We start from the raw sequence: 14430 nt of genomic DNA on the forward strand, positions 1-14430 counted from the left end.
GCGAGGCGCTCATTCACTCACTAGGCGGTGCACATCATGTTGCTCGAAGGCTTCAACACGTTCCTCGGGCTGATCTACACGGCCATGCTCGTCCTCGCCGTGGTCGCGCTGGTCATGGCCGCGGTCGCCCGCGAGGACGCCTACCGTGCCGCGGACAAGCAGAAGAAGTCGTTCTGGCTGATCATCCTCGGCATCGCGGTGGTGGTGAACCTCTGGGTGCCGTTCCTCTTCGTGCAGATCGCCGGGCTGATCGCGTCCATCGTGTTCTTCGTGGACGTGCGGCCCGCGCTCAAGGCCGTCTCCGGCGGCGGGCGTCGCGGCGGTTCCAGCAGCGACGGTCCGTACGGGCCCTACAACGGCGGGCGTTGAGCACCCGCGGGTGACACCTGTCCGGGGCGGGGGCGCGGGATGCTCCGGCCCCGGTCGCACTGCTGCGCCCGGCGGCGGACGGCTTCCTGGTCGCGGTCGAGCAGCAGGACCGCGACGTCGTCGGTGAGTTCGCCGCCGTTCAGCTCCCGGACGTGGGTCACCGCCGCTTCCAGCAGGTCCTCGCCGGTCAGGCCCTCGGACAGCTGACGGTTGATCATCGCGACCATGCCGTCCTGGCCCAGGCGCTGGGTGCCGTTGCCGACACGGCCCTCGATCAGTCCGTCCGTGTACATCATCAGGCTCCAGGAGCCGCCGAGTTCCACCTGCCGGCGCGGCCAGCGGGCGCGCGGCAGCAGCCCGAGCGCCGGGCCGCCGTCCTCGTACGGCAGCAGATGCGCGGCCCGTCCCTGCCGGGCGATCAGCGGTGCGGGGTGGCCCGCCAGGCACAGGCCCGCACGGCGGCCGTCCGGCGCGATGTCGACGGTGCAGAGCGTCGCGAAGATCTCCTCGCTCTCCCGCTCGTGCTCCAGGACCTGCTGGAGGGTGGAGAGCAGTTCGTCGCCGCAGAGCCCGGCCAGGGTCAGGGCGCGCCAGGCGATGCGCAGTTCGACGCCGAGGGCCGCCTCGTCCGGGCCGTGCCCGCAGACGTCGCCGATCATCGCGTGGACCGTGCCGTCCGGTGTGCGGACCGTGTCGTAGAAGTCCCCGCCGAGCAGCGCGCGGCTGCGGCCGGGGCGGTAGCGGGCCGCGAAGTGCAGATCGGAGCCGTCCAGCAGGGGCGTGGGCAGCAGTCCGCGCTCCAGCCGGGCGTTCTCCTGGGCGCGCAGCCGGGACTCGGTGAGCTGGTGCTGGGCGACGTCGGCGCGTTTGCGCTCGACGGCGTAGCGGATGGCGCGGCTCAGCAGCCTGCCGTCGAGCTCGTCGCGGAAGAGGTAGTCCTGCGCGCCGACCCGTACCGCCTCGGCGGCCAGCTCGGCGTCGTCCTCCGCGGTGAGCGCGAGGACGGCGTGCCGGGGCGCGATGCGCAGCACGTGCTTGAGGGTGGCCAGACCGTCCGCCTCCGTGCCCCGCTCGCCGCGCGTCTCGGCGCCGGTCGGCAGGGCCAGGTCCAGCAGGATGCAGTCCACGTCGTCGGTGAGGAGGCGGCCCGCCTCGGTCAGGTTGCGGGCGGCGCGGATGCGGACCCGGGTGCCCGCGGCGGTGGAGAGCTCCGGGACGGTGAAGGTGCCCGCCGGGTCGTCCTCGATCACCAGGAGGGTGAGGTCGGTGCCGGAGCTGGCCTCCGCAGCGGGAGCGGCACGTTGCTGCGGTACGGGTACGGGCATCGGTTCGGGTTTCCTTCCCTCCCCCCGAGGGCGCGGCGGAACGACGATCGACGACCCGCCAGACGGGGACGATAGCGGTACCGGATACGGGAACGGAATGGCGCGCGGCACTCCGCCTCCGGCATATGCACCGCCATAAGCCGCGTCAGGTCACGGATCCGGCGCGATGTGCCGTCCGCGGCCGCCCGGGACGGCATGACAAAGGTCACGCCGGCCGTCCGGGCCGCAGTGGCACCGCTCACGCCGGTGGCCGCGGGGGAGGAGTCGCCGGCGCCCGGATGCGTCCGCTCGTCCGGACGGACGGGTCCGGGAGCCCTACTTGTCCGGGCGGACGACGCCGAGGATCTCCATCGAGCCCGCACCGGCGAGCGTGACGTTGCGGCCGGGGCGCGGGGCGTGCACGATCGCGCCGTCGCCGATGTACATCCCGACATGGCTGGCGTCGCCGTGGTAGATGATCAGGTCGCCGGGGCGCATGTCCTCGATCGCGATGTGCGGCAGCTGCGCCCACTGCTCCTGCGAGGTGCGCGGGATGGGCCGGCCCGCCGACGCCCACGCCTGGGAGGTCAGCCCGGAGCAGTCGTACGACTTGGGGCCCTCGGCCCCCCACACGTACGGCAGTCCGATCTTGGCGGTGGCGAAGGCCACCGCCTTCTTGCCGTTCGCACTCGCCTCGCGGTTGATCTCCTTCAGGGCGCCGGAGCTCAGCCAGGCGGTCTGCGACTTGTACTCCGCCTCCTGCTCCAGCTGGAGGAGCCGTGCGCGCTCCTTCTTCTCCAGCCGGGACTCCAGCTTCTTCGCCGCCGCGATCTGCTCGTTGATCTTCTTCTTGGCTTTGGCCTGCTTGACGCGATTGGCTTCGAGCTTGGTCCAGTTGGTGCTCGCGTCCTGGGTGTACGTCTCCAGGTCCTGCTGGGTCCTGTTCAGTTCGCCCAGCAGTCCCTTGGTGGCCTGCTGGCCCTGGCGGGCGCGGCTGACGCCGTCCAGGAAGAGCCGCGGGTCGCCGCTGAGCATCAGCTGGGCGCCCGCCGGGAGTCCGGCGTTGCGGTACTGCTCGCGGGCCTGGGCACCCGCCCTGCTCTTGAGGTCGGCGATCTTCGCCTGGCCCTCGACTATGGCCTGGGCCAGCTTGACGATCTCGCCCGACTGCTTCTTGGCCTTCTCCTCGGCGAGGTTGTACGCGTCCGTGGCCGATCCCGCCGCCCGGTACAGGCCGTCGATCTCCTGGCGCACCTCTTCGAGGCTCTTCTTCCCCGGCTCGGCGGGGGGAGCCGGCGAGGGAGGGGCGGGTGCGGCGAAAGCCTGGACCGGCGCGGCCAGTACGGCCATGGCGCACACCAGAGTCATCGCGGCAGCGGCGCAGTGACGTCGGTACACGAACTCCCCCTCCGAGCAGATCCCATGAATCTGATTTACCGTCAGTAACTTATGGTGCCGACGAGATCGTGCCATGCCCTACCGAAAAGCAACAGAGGCAGACACATCTCCGCCGGTCCGCGCCCCTCGTGTCACTCCACTGGCCCGGCTCCCGTGATCCGGCTTCCCTGTTCTGGGACGAACGATGCCGGGCCGGTGTTCCCGTTGGAGGGGGATTCCTCCCCGTTCTCCATGTGTTGGGCTACTGCTCGGGTCGCAGTGCCGCCCATTTCACCGTCACTTCGCCCTGGCGCCACCGCCGTACGCCGTCCGTCAGCGGCCAGTCGCCGGACAGCGCCCGCACCGCGGTGATCCAGCGCTGCCGGGCGCCCAGCGAGGCGTACGGCGCCGCGGCCGCCCAGGCGCGGTCGAAGTCGCGCAGGAACGCGTGGACGGGCTCGCCCGGCACATTGCGGTGGATCAGCGCCTTGGGCAGCCGCTCGGCGAGGTCGGACGGCCGGCCGAGGGAGCCGAGCCGGGTCGCGAACGTGACCGTACGGGGGCCCTCCGGGCCCAGCGCCACCCAGACGTGGCGGCGCCCGATCTCGTCGCAGGTGCCCTCCACCAGCAGTCCGCCCGGAGCGAGCCGTTCGCACAGCCGCTGCCAGACGGCGGCGACCTCGCCCTCGTCGTACTGGCGCAGCACGTTCGCCGCCCGGATCAGGGCGGGCCGCTGCGGCAGCGGGATCTCGAAGCCGCCGTGCCGGAAGGTGAGGCCCTCGCGCTCGTACGGACGCGCCGCCGCGACCCGCTCGGGGGAGATCTCGATACCGACCACCGAGGTGCGCGGTTCGGCGGTGCGCAGGCGCTCCAGCAGCTCCACGGCGGTCCAGGGGGCGGCGCCGTACCCGAGGTCGACCGCCACGGGGGCGTCGGCGCGGCGCAGGGCGGGGCCGTGCGTGGCGGCGATCCAGCGGTCCATGCGGCGCAGCCGGTTCGGGTTGGTGGTCCCGCGGGTCGCGGTGCCGATCGGGCGCATGACACAGAGCGTAACGATCCCGGCGGACGGCCCGCCCCGGGACCGCCGTGACGCGGTCGCGGGGGTGCGGCAGCCGTTGCGGCGACACGCCGGAGCCCTACCGTAATGATTTGGCAAAGCGGAAATGAAAGGAGGAGTTCCGCTGTTCCAGACCTTCGAAGGGACCCTGTGTCCCTTCGGTGCCATGCCTTGAACGAAGTCGGTACCAGTGCCCTGAGCGAGGAGGACCGGACGACGTGAGCCAGTACGTCTCTCGGCTCGGCAGCAGCCGCGTCGCACCGCGTCTCAGGTTCCCCGCCGGTCTCACCGGCACCTTCGCGGGGGGCCCCCGCAAGCCGCGCCGGATCGCGATGCTCTCCGTGCACACCTCCCCGCTGCACCAGCCGGGGACGGGCGACGCGGGCGGCATGAACGTGTACATCGTGGAGCTCGCCAAGCGCCTGGCCGCGATCAACATCGAGGTCGAGATCTTCACCCGCTCCACCACCGGCGCGCTGCCGCCGGCCGTCGAGCTGTCGCCCGGCGTCCTGGTCCGGCACGTCGACGCGGGCCCGTACGAGGGCCTGGCCAAGGAGGAGCTGCCCGCCCAGCTCTGCGCCTTCACGCACGGCGTGATGCAGGCATGGGCCGGCCAGCGCCCCGGCTACTACGACCTGGTGCACTCCCACTACTGGCTCTCCGGCCACGTCGGCTGGCTCGCCGCCCAGCGCTGGGGCGTCCCGCTCGTCCACGCCATGCACACCATGGCCAAGGTCAAGAACGCCTCGCTCGCCGAGGGCGACACCCCCGAACCCGCCGCCCGGGTCATCGGCGAGACGCAGATCGTCAGCGCGGCCGACCGGCTGATCGCGAACACCGCGGAGGAGGCGGACGAGCTCGTCCGCTTCTACGAGGCCGATCCGGGATCCGTCGCCGTCGTCCATCCCGGCGTCAACCTGGACCGTTTCCGCCCCGCCGACGGGCGCGCCGCGGCCCGGGACCGCCTGGGGCTGCCCCAGGACGCCCTGATCCCGCTCTTCGCGGGCCGCATCCAGCCGCTGAAGGCCCCGGACGTGCTGCTGCGCGCCGTCGCCGTCCTGCTGGACCGCGACCCCTCGCTGCGCTCCCGGATCGTCGTGCCGGTCGTCGGCGGCCCCAGCGGCAGCGGCCTCGCCAAGCCGGAGGGGCTGCAGAAGCTGGCCGCCCGGCTCGGGATCGCGGATGTCGTGCGCTTCCATCCACCGGTCGGGCAGGACCAGCTCGCCGACTGGTTCCGGGCCGCGTCCGTGCTGGTCATGCCCTCGTACAGCGAGTCCTTCGGCCTGGTCGCCATAGAGGCCCAGGCGGCCGGCACCCCGGTCGTCGCCGCGGCCGTCGGCGGGCTGCCGGTGGCGGTGCGCGACGAGGTCAGCGGCTTCCTGATCCCGGGGCACGACCCGCAGGCGTACGCCCGCGCGCTCGAACGCTTCGCCGTGGCGCCCGAGCTGGTCGGCCGGATGGGCCGCGCGGCGGCGGAGCACGCCCAGCGCTTCGGCTGGGACACGGCGGCGTCGGCGACGGCGGACGTGTACGGCGCGGCGATGCAGGAACACCGGCGGCGGACGCGGTCGCACCACGCCTGAGGGGTGCCCGCCCGCAGGCTTCCCGCCGGACGGCCGTCCGGTGCCTGACGTACGCTCGTTCCATGGCTGACGTACCCGGCGAAGCGGCAAAGACACAGGTCGAGCAGGCCGAGGCTGTCGAGCAGGGTGGGCAGGCCGAGACTGTCGAGCAGGGCGGGCAGGCCGAGGCGGGCGGGCAGGCCGCGCAGGTCTCGCGGATCATCGAGGCGACGTTCGAGGACGCCGGACTCGACTGGGAGAGCCCCGCGCCCGGCAGTTACGTCGTCCAGCTGCCCGGCACCCGCAAGCTCGCCACCACCTGCTCGCTCATCGTCGGCGCGCACGCGCTCTCCCTCAACGCCTTCGTCATCCGCCACCCCGACGAGAACGACGCGGCGGTCCACCGCTGGCTGCTGGAGCGCAACCTCCGCCTCTTCGCGGTGAGTTACGCGATCGACTCGCTCGGGGACGTCTACCTCGTCGGCAAGCTGCCCCTCTCCGTGGTCACGCCGGAGGAGCTGGACCGGCTGCTGGGTGCCGTCCTGGAGGCCGCCGACGGCGCCTTCAACTCCCTCCTGGAGCTCGGTTTCGCCAGTGCGATCCGCAAGGAGTACGCCTGGCGGGTGGCGAACGGCGAGTCCACGCGGAATCTGGACGCGTTCACGCATCTGACCCAGCGTCCCGGCAACTGACGCTCATTGCCCGGCGGTTCCCGCCCGGTTCCCCTGTCTGATTTCCCCGGTGCACGGCTCTTTCGCCGTGCCGGGGACTCGTGGCATGCTCACCGCCGACGAGGACATGAACGTCGTTCACATCCATGAAAGGCGGATCGGACTCATGGTGACCATGGGGAACAGGGCGGACATCAGCAGGCGTGGACTGCTCGGCGGCGCGGTGGCCGTCGCCGCGGCCGCGGCGACCGGCACGTTCGGCGGCGGGACGGCCCTCGCCGCGGACGGCGCCGCCACCGCCGCGACGGCCGGCGGCGGGCCCCGGTTCACCCCGCTCTGGGGGGAGTTCGCCGCGGAGCCCTTCACCCACCCGCAGATCCCGTTCATCGGCCGGGCCGGCTACCGCGGCGGCTCCGCCCTGCCCCGCCCCCGCGGCGGCCACGGCTTCACCGCCAACGTCCTGCACTACGGCGCGAGGCCGGACAACTCCGCCGACGCCGCCCCCGCGATCAACCGTGCCATCGCCGCTGCCGGAGAGCGCGGCGGTGGCACGGTCCTCATCCCCGAGGGCACGTACCGCATCGACGACGTCATCCGCATCGGTCACAGCGACGTCGTCGTGCGCGGCGCGGGCAGCGGCCGCACCACCCTGTACGCGACGAAGAACCTCACCGAGCTCATCGGCGTGTACGGCAGCCGCTACGGCGGCGACAAGTCCAGCTGGTCCTGGGCGGGCGGGCTCATCTGGCTCTGCCCCGAGGCCCGTTGGACCTCGCTCACCGACGCCATCAAGGCGAAGGCCTGGCCCTTCGAGGGGTGGACCGGCAACAAGCGCGACGAGTGGCGCACCCTGACCACCGTCGCCCCCGCCCGGCTCGGCGACCGCACGATCACCGTCGACGACGCCCGGAAGCTGAAGCGCGGCGCGCTCGTCCTGCTGCGCCTCGCCGACGACTCCGCGCACACCCTCCTGGAGCACATGGCGGGCGGCGGCGCGGGCCCGGAGGCGTACTACTGGGACGACAAGACGAAGCTGACCTCGTACGTCCCCTACGAGTGGCCGGTCCGCATCACCGCCGTGCACGGCCGCGAGGTCACCCTGGAGCGGCCCCTCCCGCTCGACGTCCGCCCCGAGTGGGACCCGCGCCTGACCACCCTGGCCACCCCGCTCACCGGTTCAGGCGTCGAAGGGCTCACGCTCGAAGCGGTCGAGACCCCGCAGTCGCAGCACCTGCTCGACAAGGGGTACAACGGCGTCGCGTTCCAGTGCGCGTACGACTGCTGGGCCGACGACATCACCGTCCGCCACGTCGACAACGGCTTCGGCCTCATCGGCGCCTCCGCCTGCACCCTGCGCCGCACGAGGGTCGCGGGGCGCGGCTCGCACCACCCGTACTACTGCCGCGAAGGCAGCCACGACAACCTGGTCGAGGACTTCACCATCGAGCAGCGCACCGTCCCCGCGCCCGACGGGACCCAGCTGCACGGCATCAACGTCGAGGGCCTGTCCAGCCACAACGTGTGGTCGCGCGGGGTGATGGAGATGGGCACGTTCGACTCGCACCGCGGGATGCCGTTCGCCAACGTCCGCACCGACATCACCGTGAACAACAACGGGCGGCACGGCGGTGACGCGAGCGCCGGACCGTTGTTCGGCGCCCGCTTCACGCACTGGAACATCCGCGTCATCAACGGCCGGGCCGGCCTGATGCGGATCGACGGCCTCGCCCCGTACAGCGCGACCGTGGGCGTCAGCGAGGTGACGGAGTTCGACCAGATCGACGTCCCCGACTTCGCCGGCGACCTGCACACCCGCCTGGAGGCTTACGGAACCCCGGGCGCGGTCCGGCCGGCCAACCTGCACGACGCCCAACGGGCCCTCGGGCGCTGAGGAACGGGAGCCGGCGCTGCCGCGGCCCTCGGGCCCTGTCCGGGGTCCCTCGTCCGCGCAGTGCCGACTCCACCTCACCGAGCGCCGCTTCGAGCCGCGGCACCACCTCGTTCCACGTCCACTCCAGCTGCTCCCCGGACGCCTTCCGGCGCGGGTTGCTGCCGTTTGTGCCGGATGCCCCGTTCAGGGCCCTGCCGGAGTGATCACGACGTCGTCACGATCACGTGCGATGCCCGCTTTGACGGATCGCCAAACCACAGCGTGCTCATAGAGTTGGCAAACCCCCACGACCCCACAGCCGCGCCGAACCCGGTGGCGGCCGCTCTCGTGCGGGCGAAACACCTTGAGACAAGAAGGACGGGCCATGCGACCCACTGTCATACGCCGTACCGCCGTTGCCGCCACCGTGATGTCCCTGGCCCTCCTCACCGCCGCCTGCGGTTCGGACACCGCGGACGGCGACGCGGCGAACAAGGACAGCGGCAAGGCGGGCGCCTCCTCGTCCGCGAAGCCCGCGGACAAGGCCGGCGCGAAGGCGCTGAGCGCGGCCGAGCTGGAGAAGGTCTCGCTGGCGCAGGGCGACGTCAAGGGCCACAAGATCGCCAAGGCCGGTCCCGCCGACGCGATCTCGGGGGACGACGTCACCACGGACAAGGCGGCCTGTGACGCCTTCGCCGACGCCCTGATGGGCGCCAAGGCCGGACAGCCGGCCGCGTCCACGCAGCGCAAGGTGGTCAGCGAGCCGAAGAAGGGCGGCGACAAGGAGAGCGACGACCCGGCGGAGGCCTTCAAGGCCGCCTTCGACATCACGACGACGCTCGTCACCCTCGCCTCGTACGAGGGCGGGGGCGCCGAGAAGACGCTGTCGGGCCTGCGGACCGCCGCGACCGAGTGCGCCTCCGGCTTCACGCTCACCGCGGCCGGCTCGAAGCAGAAGATCGTCAAGATCGCGGAGGTGCCGGTCAAGGGCGGCGAGGAGGCCGTGGCCTGGTCGGTGACGGTCGAGGCGGAGGGCGAGAAGAGCGCGATGAAGCTGATCGAGATCCGTCAGGGCGCCACGGTCGCCTCGCTGACCTCGCTCAACCTGGGCGCGGCCGGCGCGGGCGGCGACTTCGAGCTGCCGACCGCCGTGATCGACGCCCAGGCCGCCAAGCTCGCCTGAAGCGCGGTCAGGGCAGCGGGACGAGCCGCACCACGGTGACGGTGAGGACCGATCCGGAGACGTAATAGAGCACGATCGCCCCGGCGACCGTGGCCTCACGGCGATCGTGCTCACTCTTGACGGCGGACGAGGCGTGCCCGTACGGGTCCCGGCCCAGCGTGCGCGCCATCTCGTCCCGGAAGGTGTCGCCGTCCCGCATCTTGGCCAGGGTGTCGTCGGCGGGCGGCGCGTAGGAGATGCGGAAGCTCAAGCGACGCTCCGCCTCTCGGCCTCGTCCTGCGCCAGCCGGTCCAGGATCCGCTCGGCCTCCGGATCGGGTACGGCCTCCAGCATCCAGTGCCGCATCACGGACTGGATCTCGTGCACCCCGGCCTCGTTGATCGCGTGGTCGAACTCCTCGCGTCTCGCCTCGGGCAGGGCGTCACGGATGGCCGGGATGCTGTTGGGCACCTCGACCTCGGCGCCGCCGACAAAGGTCTTCAGGGGCTCACTCATGGCTCTCTCCCCGCTCTCCCCGCATGCGCCACAGGGTACGACGGCGAGTGAGGCGCGTCACGTCCGGCCACGCCGGTATCGCGAACCACCACACACGGAACGGGCTTTGCGGCGAACTTGTGGACCCGGGGTGAGTAGGGCGCGAATACCGGGGCACATGACGCCTCGGAGGTTGATACCCATGGTTCCTATCATTCTTGTTCTTCTGCTCGCGCTGCTTCTCTTCGGTGCCGGTTTCGCACTGAAGGCTCTGTGGTGGATAGCCGTCATCGTGCTGGTGGTGTGGCTGCTCGGATTCGTTATCCGTCCGACCGCATCCGGCGGTAAGCGAGGCCGCTGGTACCGGTGGTGACGCGGCATGAAGACTGACCGCACAATAACGCGGGGTGGGCCACGACGAATTGTCGTGGCCCACCCCGCGTTATTGCGCGCTCCAGCGAAAAGGGTGCTGGGCCCGGAGCCGGGACCAGGGCCGTGACGCCCGTCGCCACAGGGCCCGGAGCTTCTTCTGCCGCGAACGTGTGTAGGGCTCTTGATGCAGGGCAGGCGATCTTCCGAGAGGGTGCCGGCCTTTCGGTCAGCACCAAGACGCGACTCCCCGGACTATCCGGTGGAGGGGCGCAGAATCTCGAAGAAGGAGCTGTTTTTCCATGAGTGACAACATTTGGGGCTATCAGCCGGCCGCCGGCCACACCGCGGGCGCTGACCTGATCGGCTACAAGGTAGAGGCGACCGACGGAAGTATCGGATCGGTCGACAAGCACTCGGACGAAGTCAACTCCTCGTATCTCGTTGTGGATACCGGTGTCTGGATCTTCGGAAAGCACGTCCTGCTGCCGGCGGGCACGGTACTCACCGTGGACACCGAGCAGCGGAAGGTCTTTGTCGACCTGACCAAGGACCAGATCAAGCATTCCCCGGAATTCGACAAGGACAAGCACGTCGGTGACGCCGGCTACCACGAGCAGGTCGGCGGCTACTACCGGAGCCACCGCCGCACCTGATCCCCACAGCGCGACCCGGTAGACCAAGAAGCCCCCTGCCCGCGGAGCATCCGCGGGCAGGGGGCTTCTTCGGGGCTGTCCGCTACTTCTTGCCCTGGTTCTTCACGGCCTCGATGGCGGCCTTCGCCGCGTCCGGGTCGAGGTAGGTGCCGCCCGGCTTCAACGGACGGAAGTTCTCGTCCAGTTCGTAGGCGAGCGGGATGCCCGTCGGGATGTTCAGGCCCGCGATGTCGGCGTCGGAGACGCCGTCGAGGTGCTTGACCAGGGCCCGGAGGCTGTTGCCGTGGGCGGCGATCAGGACGGTCTTGCCGGCGAGGAGGTCCGGGACGATGCCGTCGTACCAGTACGGCAGCATACGGTCGACGACGTCCTTCAGGCACTCCGTGCGCGGGCGCAGCTCCGGCGGGATCGTCGCGTAGCGCGCGTCGTCGCTCTGGGAGAACTCGGTGCCGTCCTCGAGGGCGGGCGGCGGGGTGTCGTAGGAGCGGCGCCAGAGCATGAACTGCTCCTCGCCGAACTCGGCGAGCGTCTGCGCCTTGTCCTTGCCCTGCAGGGCGCCGTAGTGGCGCTCGTTCAGCCGCCAGGAGCGGTGGACGGGGATCCAGTGACGGTCCGCGGACTCCAGCGCGAGCTGGGCGGTGCGGATCGCGCGCTTCTGGAGCGAGGTGTGCAGTACATCGGGGAGCAGGCCGGCGTCCTTGAGCAGCTCACCGCCGCGGACCGCCTCCTTCTCGCCCTTCTCGGTGAGGTTGACGTCCACCCATCCGGTGAACAGGTTCTTCGCGTTCCATTCGCTCTCGCCGTGGCGGAGGAGGATCAGCTTGTACGGTGCGTCGGCCATGGGTCCGAGCGTAATCGAACCCGTACGGGCAGCGCGCGCCCGGCCACAGGGCGGACAGGTGGGGCGGCGGCGGCGCCGATTGACGGCTGCCGTCAAATGAGTGGCAGGCCGGAATCCCGGATTTGTAATGTTCGGACGGCTGGCGGGCCTCTTACCGCCGGTCTTCGATCCGTACGTCCCGGGGGGAACCCACATGCCTGTCGCCGGTCTCAGACGGGCTGCCCGTGAAACCGTGTCCGGTCTCCCCAGGGAGTTCTGGTGGCTGTGGACCAGCACGCTGGTCAACCGCCTCGGGGCGTTCGTCGCCACCTTCATGGCCCTGTACCTGACCCTGGACCGGGGCTACTCCGCCTCGTACGCCGGTCTGGTCGCCGCCCTGCACGGGCTCGGCGGGGTCGTCTCCTCGCTGGGGGCCGGGGTGATGACGGACCGGATCGGCCGGCGGCCCACGATGCTGGCCGCGCAGGTCTCGACCGCCGTGTCGGTCGCCGTGCTCGGCTTCATGGTCCATCCGGTGGCGATCGCCGCCGTCGCCTTCGTCGTCGGCATGGCGAGCAACGCCTCGCGTCCGGCCGTCCAGGCGATGATCGCCGACATCGTCCCGGCGAAGGACCGGGTGCGGGCCTTCTCGCTCAACTACTGGGCGATCAACCTCGGGTTCGCGGTCTCGTCCGCGGGGGCCGGCTTCGTCGCCGAGTACAGCTATCTCGCGGGCTTCGTCGCCGAGGCGGTGATGACGCTGGTCTGCGCGGTCGTCGTCTTCATGAAGGTGCCCGAGTCCCGGCCGCGGAAGACCGTGTCCGCGGTGCCGGGCAACGCCTCCGCAGCCGTCGCCTCCGACGACGTACGCCTGGGGACGGTGCTGCGCGACGGGCGGTTCATGGGGGTCGTCGGGCTGTCGTTCGTGATCGCCCTGATCTTCCAGCAGGGGTACGTGGGGCTGCCGGTGGCCATGGGGGCGGACGGGTTCAGCAGCTCCGACTTCGGTACGGCGGTCGCCGTCAACGGCGTACTGATCGTGGTCCTGCAGATCCCGGTCACCCGGTTCATCCAGAGCCGCGACCCTCGCCGGCTGCTCATCGTGTCGTCGCTGCTCGCCGGGTACGGCTTCGGGCTGACCGCCTTCGCCGGATCGGTCGCGGTCTACGCGCTGACCATCTGCGTCTGGACCGTCGCCGAGATCGTCAACGCGCCCGTGCAGAACGGCCTGGTCGTCCGGCTCTCGCCGGCCCACGGCCGGGGCCGCTACCAGGGCATGTACACCCTGTCGTGGTCGGCCGCCGCACTCGTCGCCCCGCTGATGTCCGGTGTGGTGATCGACCACTTCGGGGCCGGCTGGCTGTGGGGGACGTGCGCGGTACTGGGCACCCTGGCGGCCCTCGGCTACTGGCTGCTGATGCGGAGCCTGCCGAAGGAGGGGGCGGCCGCGGTCCCCGCGGTCGTGGAGAGCGGGCCCGCTGGTGCGGCGGACGGGATCGTCGCCGGGACCACCGGGCCGGAGCCCGCCGTGGAGCGGATGGCCTGAGGGCCGGCCGGGACGCGGAGTGGGGCGCCCCGCGCGGAGACTTCCGCGGGGGCGCCCCGGCGCCGGTCAGCCGGAGCAGCCGCCGCACTGGCACGGCGCTCCGGACTGGCAGCCGCACCCGCAGCCCGAGCCGCAGCCGCAGGCGCCGAGGACGCCGCCGTGCGCCGCATCGACGGGTGTCTCCCGCTGGGGTTCGGTCGTGGGGGAATCGGCCATGGTTCCTCCTCAGGACGTACGACAGGGCCGTGCGCCCGCGCGGGACCCACGACCGGGGCGTACGGACAAGTCGTGCCGCCCCACCCCATTGCATGCCCACCCGGGCGGGCGCATCAACGGCGCACACGCGCAGGAACGCATGTGCGTATCCGGATGTGCTGGATATGTTCCGTGTCTGCCGTTATGTGACTTCGTGGAGCGTTACGCGCCGTCGACCGGTGTCGGCTGCTGGATGTCGTCCGCGTGCTCGCCCGTCACCAGGTAGACGACGCGCTTGGCCACGGAGACGGCGTGGTCGGCGAACCGCTCGTAGTAGCGGCCGAGCAGCGTCACGTCGACCGCCGTCTCGATGCCGTGCTTCCAGCGGTCGTCCATCAGGTGCTGGAACAGCGTGCGGTGCAGCAGGTCCATCTCGTCGTCGTCCTGCTCCAGCTGGAGCGCCAGGTCGACGTCCTTGGTGATGATCACCTCGGCGGCCTTGGCCATCAGGCGCTGCGCGAGCTGGCCCATCTCCAGGATGGTGGCGTGCAGGTCGTGCGGGACGGCCGACTGCGGGAAGCGCAGCCGGGCCAGCTTGGCGACGTGCTGGGCGAGGTCGCCGGAGCGCTCCAGGTCGGCGCTCATCCGCAGCGAGGTCACCACGATCCGCAGATCGGTCGCCACCGGCTGCTGGCGGGCCAGCAGCGCGATGGCCCTGGCCTCCAGGTCGTGCTGCAGGTCGTCGACCTTCTGGTCCGCGGCGATCACCGTCTCCGCGAGCTTGAGATCGGCGTCGAGCATGGACGTCGTCGCCCGGCCGATCGCCGATCCGACGAGCCGGGCCATCTCGACCAGCCCCTCGCCGATCGAGTCGAGTTCCTCGTGGTACGCGTCACGCATGGGATGTCCCTCTCCAGTCCTGAACCGAGGCCGGGGCCAGCTCTGCACCCCACGGTGCCACCGTGACGGCCGTACGC

General features: G+C 71.2%; 16 protein-coding genes. 8 read left to right on the forward strand and 8 right to left on the reverse strand.

Going from position 1 to position 14430, the window contains the following annotated elements:
- Positions 1-36 precede the first annotated feature (36 nt).
- Positions 37-369 carry a DUF2516 family protein gene (locus tag OG408_RS21440; RefSeq protein ID WP_266780801.1) on the forward strand — a complete coding sequence of 111 codons (333 nt, stop codon included), beginning with the start codon at positions 37-39 and terminating at the stop codon, positions 367-369.
- Here the strand turns inward: OG408_RS21440 and OG408_RS21445 are convergent.
- From OG408_RS21445 to OG408_RS21455, 3 genes are all read right to left on the reverse strand, one after another.
- The gene (locus OG408_RS21445) at positions 351-1694 is read right to left on the reverse strand and encodes a PP2C family protein-serine/threonine phosphatase (protein WP_266780803.1); all 1344 of its coding nucleotides are present in this window, start codon (positions 1692-1694) and stop codon (positions 351-353) included. The genes OG408_RS21440 and OG408_RS21445 overlap by 19 nt on opposite strands.
- 315 nt (positions 1695-2009) lie before the next feature.
- A complete protein-coding gene (locus OG408_RS21450; RefSeq protein ID WP_285569120.1) occupies positions 2010-3071 on the reverse strand; it encodes a C40 family peptidase in 1062 nt (353 codons plus the stop codon).
- 241 nt (positions 3072-3312) lie between these two features.
- A complete protein-coding gene (locus tag OG408_RS21455; protein WP_326671419.1) occupies positions 3313-4089 on the reverse strand; it encodes a class I SAM-dependent methyltransferase in 777 nt (258 codons plus the stop codon).
- Positions 4090-4325: 236 nt separating this feature from the next.
- On the opposite strand from OG408_RS21455, the gene mshA reads away from it, so the two are divergent.
- From mshA to OG408_RS21475, 4 genes are all read left to right on the forward strand, one after another.
- Complete coding sequence (gene mshA / locus OG408_RS21460) at positions 4326-5690, forward strand: D-inositol-3-phosphate glycosyltransferase (protein WP_266780809.1); 1365 nt, start codon at positions 4326-4328, stop codon at positions 5688-5690.
- A gap of 62 nt (positions 5691-5752) precedes the next feature.
- Positions 5753-6361, forward strand: coding sequence for a YbjN domain-containing protein (locus OG408_RS21465; protein WP_326671421.1), 609 nt, complete (start codon positions 5753-5755; stop codon positions 6359-6361).
- 145 nt (positions 6362-6506) lie between these two features.
- Positions 6507-8231: a glycosyl hydrolase family 28-related protein gene (locus OG408_RS21470; protein WP_326674571.1), complete on the forward strand. Its 1725-nt coding sequence runs from the start codon at positions 6507-6509 to the stop codon at positions 8229-8231.
- Positions 8232-8595: 364 nt separating this feature from the next.
- Complete coding sequence (locus OG408_RS21475) at positions 8596-9393, forward strand: hypothetical protein (protein WP_326671423.1); 798 nt, start codon at positions 8596-8598, stop codon at positions 9391-9393.
- Positions 9394-9400: 7 nt separating this feature from the next.
- Here OG408_RS21475 and OG408_RS21480 read toward each other — a convergent pair whose 3' ends face one another.
- Positions 9401-9643 (reverse strand): hypothetical protein, encoded by a 243-nt coding sequence (locus OG408_RS21480; protein ID WP_266780815.1) that lies wholly within the window; start codon positions 9641-9643, stop codon positions 9401-9403.
- Positions 9640-9888 carry a hypothetical protein gene (locus OG408_RS21485; RefSeq protein WP_266780817.1) on the reverse strand — a complete coding sequence of 83 codons (249 nt, stop codon included), beginning with the start codon at positions 9886-9888 and terminating at the stop codon, positions 9640-9642. Before OG408_RS21485 ends, OG408_RS21480 begins: the two co-directional genes overlap by 4 nt.
- Positions 9889-10069: 181 nt before the next feature.
- Here OG408_RS21485 and OG408_RS21490 point away from each other — a divergent pair, with 181 nt between their 5' ends.
- Together OG408_RS21490 and OG408_RS21495 are read left to right on the forward strand one after the other, a co-directional pair.
- The gene (locus OG408_RS21490; protein WP_266780819.1) at positions 10070-10240 is read left to right on the forward strand and encodes a hydrophobic protein; all 171 of its coding nucleotides are present in this window, start codon (positions 10070-10072) and stop codon (positions 10238-10240) included.
- A 298-nt stretch (positions 10241-10538) separates the two neighbouring features.
- The gene (locus tag OG408_RS21495; protein WP_266780821.1) at positions 10539-10892 is read left to right on the forward strand and encodes a PRC-barrel domain-containing protein; all 354 of its coding nucleotides are present in this window, start codon (positions 10539-10541) and stop codon (positions 10890-10892) included.
- Positions 10893-10974: 82 nt separating this feature from the next.
- Here the strand turns inward: OG408_RS21495 and OG408_RS21500 are convergent, their stop codons facing one another.
- Positions 10975-11733 (reverse strand): phosphoglyceromutase, encoded by a 759-nt coding sequence (locus OG408_RS21500; protein WP_266780823.1) that lies wholly within the window; start codon positions 11731-11733, stop codon positions 10975-10977.
- A gap of 193 nt (positions 11734-11926) precedes the next feature.
- Between OG408_RS21500 and OG408_RS21505 the strand changes: the two genes are divergently transcribed.
- Positions 11927-13258, forward strand: a complete 1332-nt coding sequence (locus OG408_RS21505; protein ID WP_266780825.1) for an MDR family MFS transporter — start codon at positions 11927-11929, stop codon at positions 13256-13258.
- 66 nt (positions 13259-13324) lie between these two features.
- Here the strand turns inward: OG408_RS21505 and OG408_RS21510 are convergent, their stop codons facing one another.
- Together OG408_RS21510 and phoU are read right to left on the reverse strand one after the other, a co-directional pair.
- Positions 13325-13474: a hypothetical protein gene (locus OG408_RS21510; protein ID WP_266780827.1), complete on the reverse strand. Its 150-nt coding sequence runs from the start codon at positions 13472-13474 to the stop codon at positions 13325-13327.
- A gap of 201 nt (positions 13475-13675) precedes the next feature.
- Positions 13676-14353, reverse strand: coding sequence for a phosphate signaling complex protein PhoU (phoU, locus tag OG408_RS21515; protein WP_266780829.1), 678 nt, complete (start codon positions 14351-14353; stop codon positions 13676-13678).
- Between the last annotated feature and the right edge of the window lie 77 nt (positions 14354-14430).

The sequence above is a fragment of the Streptomyces sp. NBC_01257 genome, assembly GCF_035917255.1.
Classification (GTDB): Bacteria; Actinomycetota; Actinomycetes; order Streptomycetales; family Streptomycetaceae; genus Streptomyces.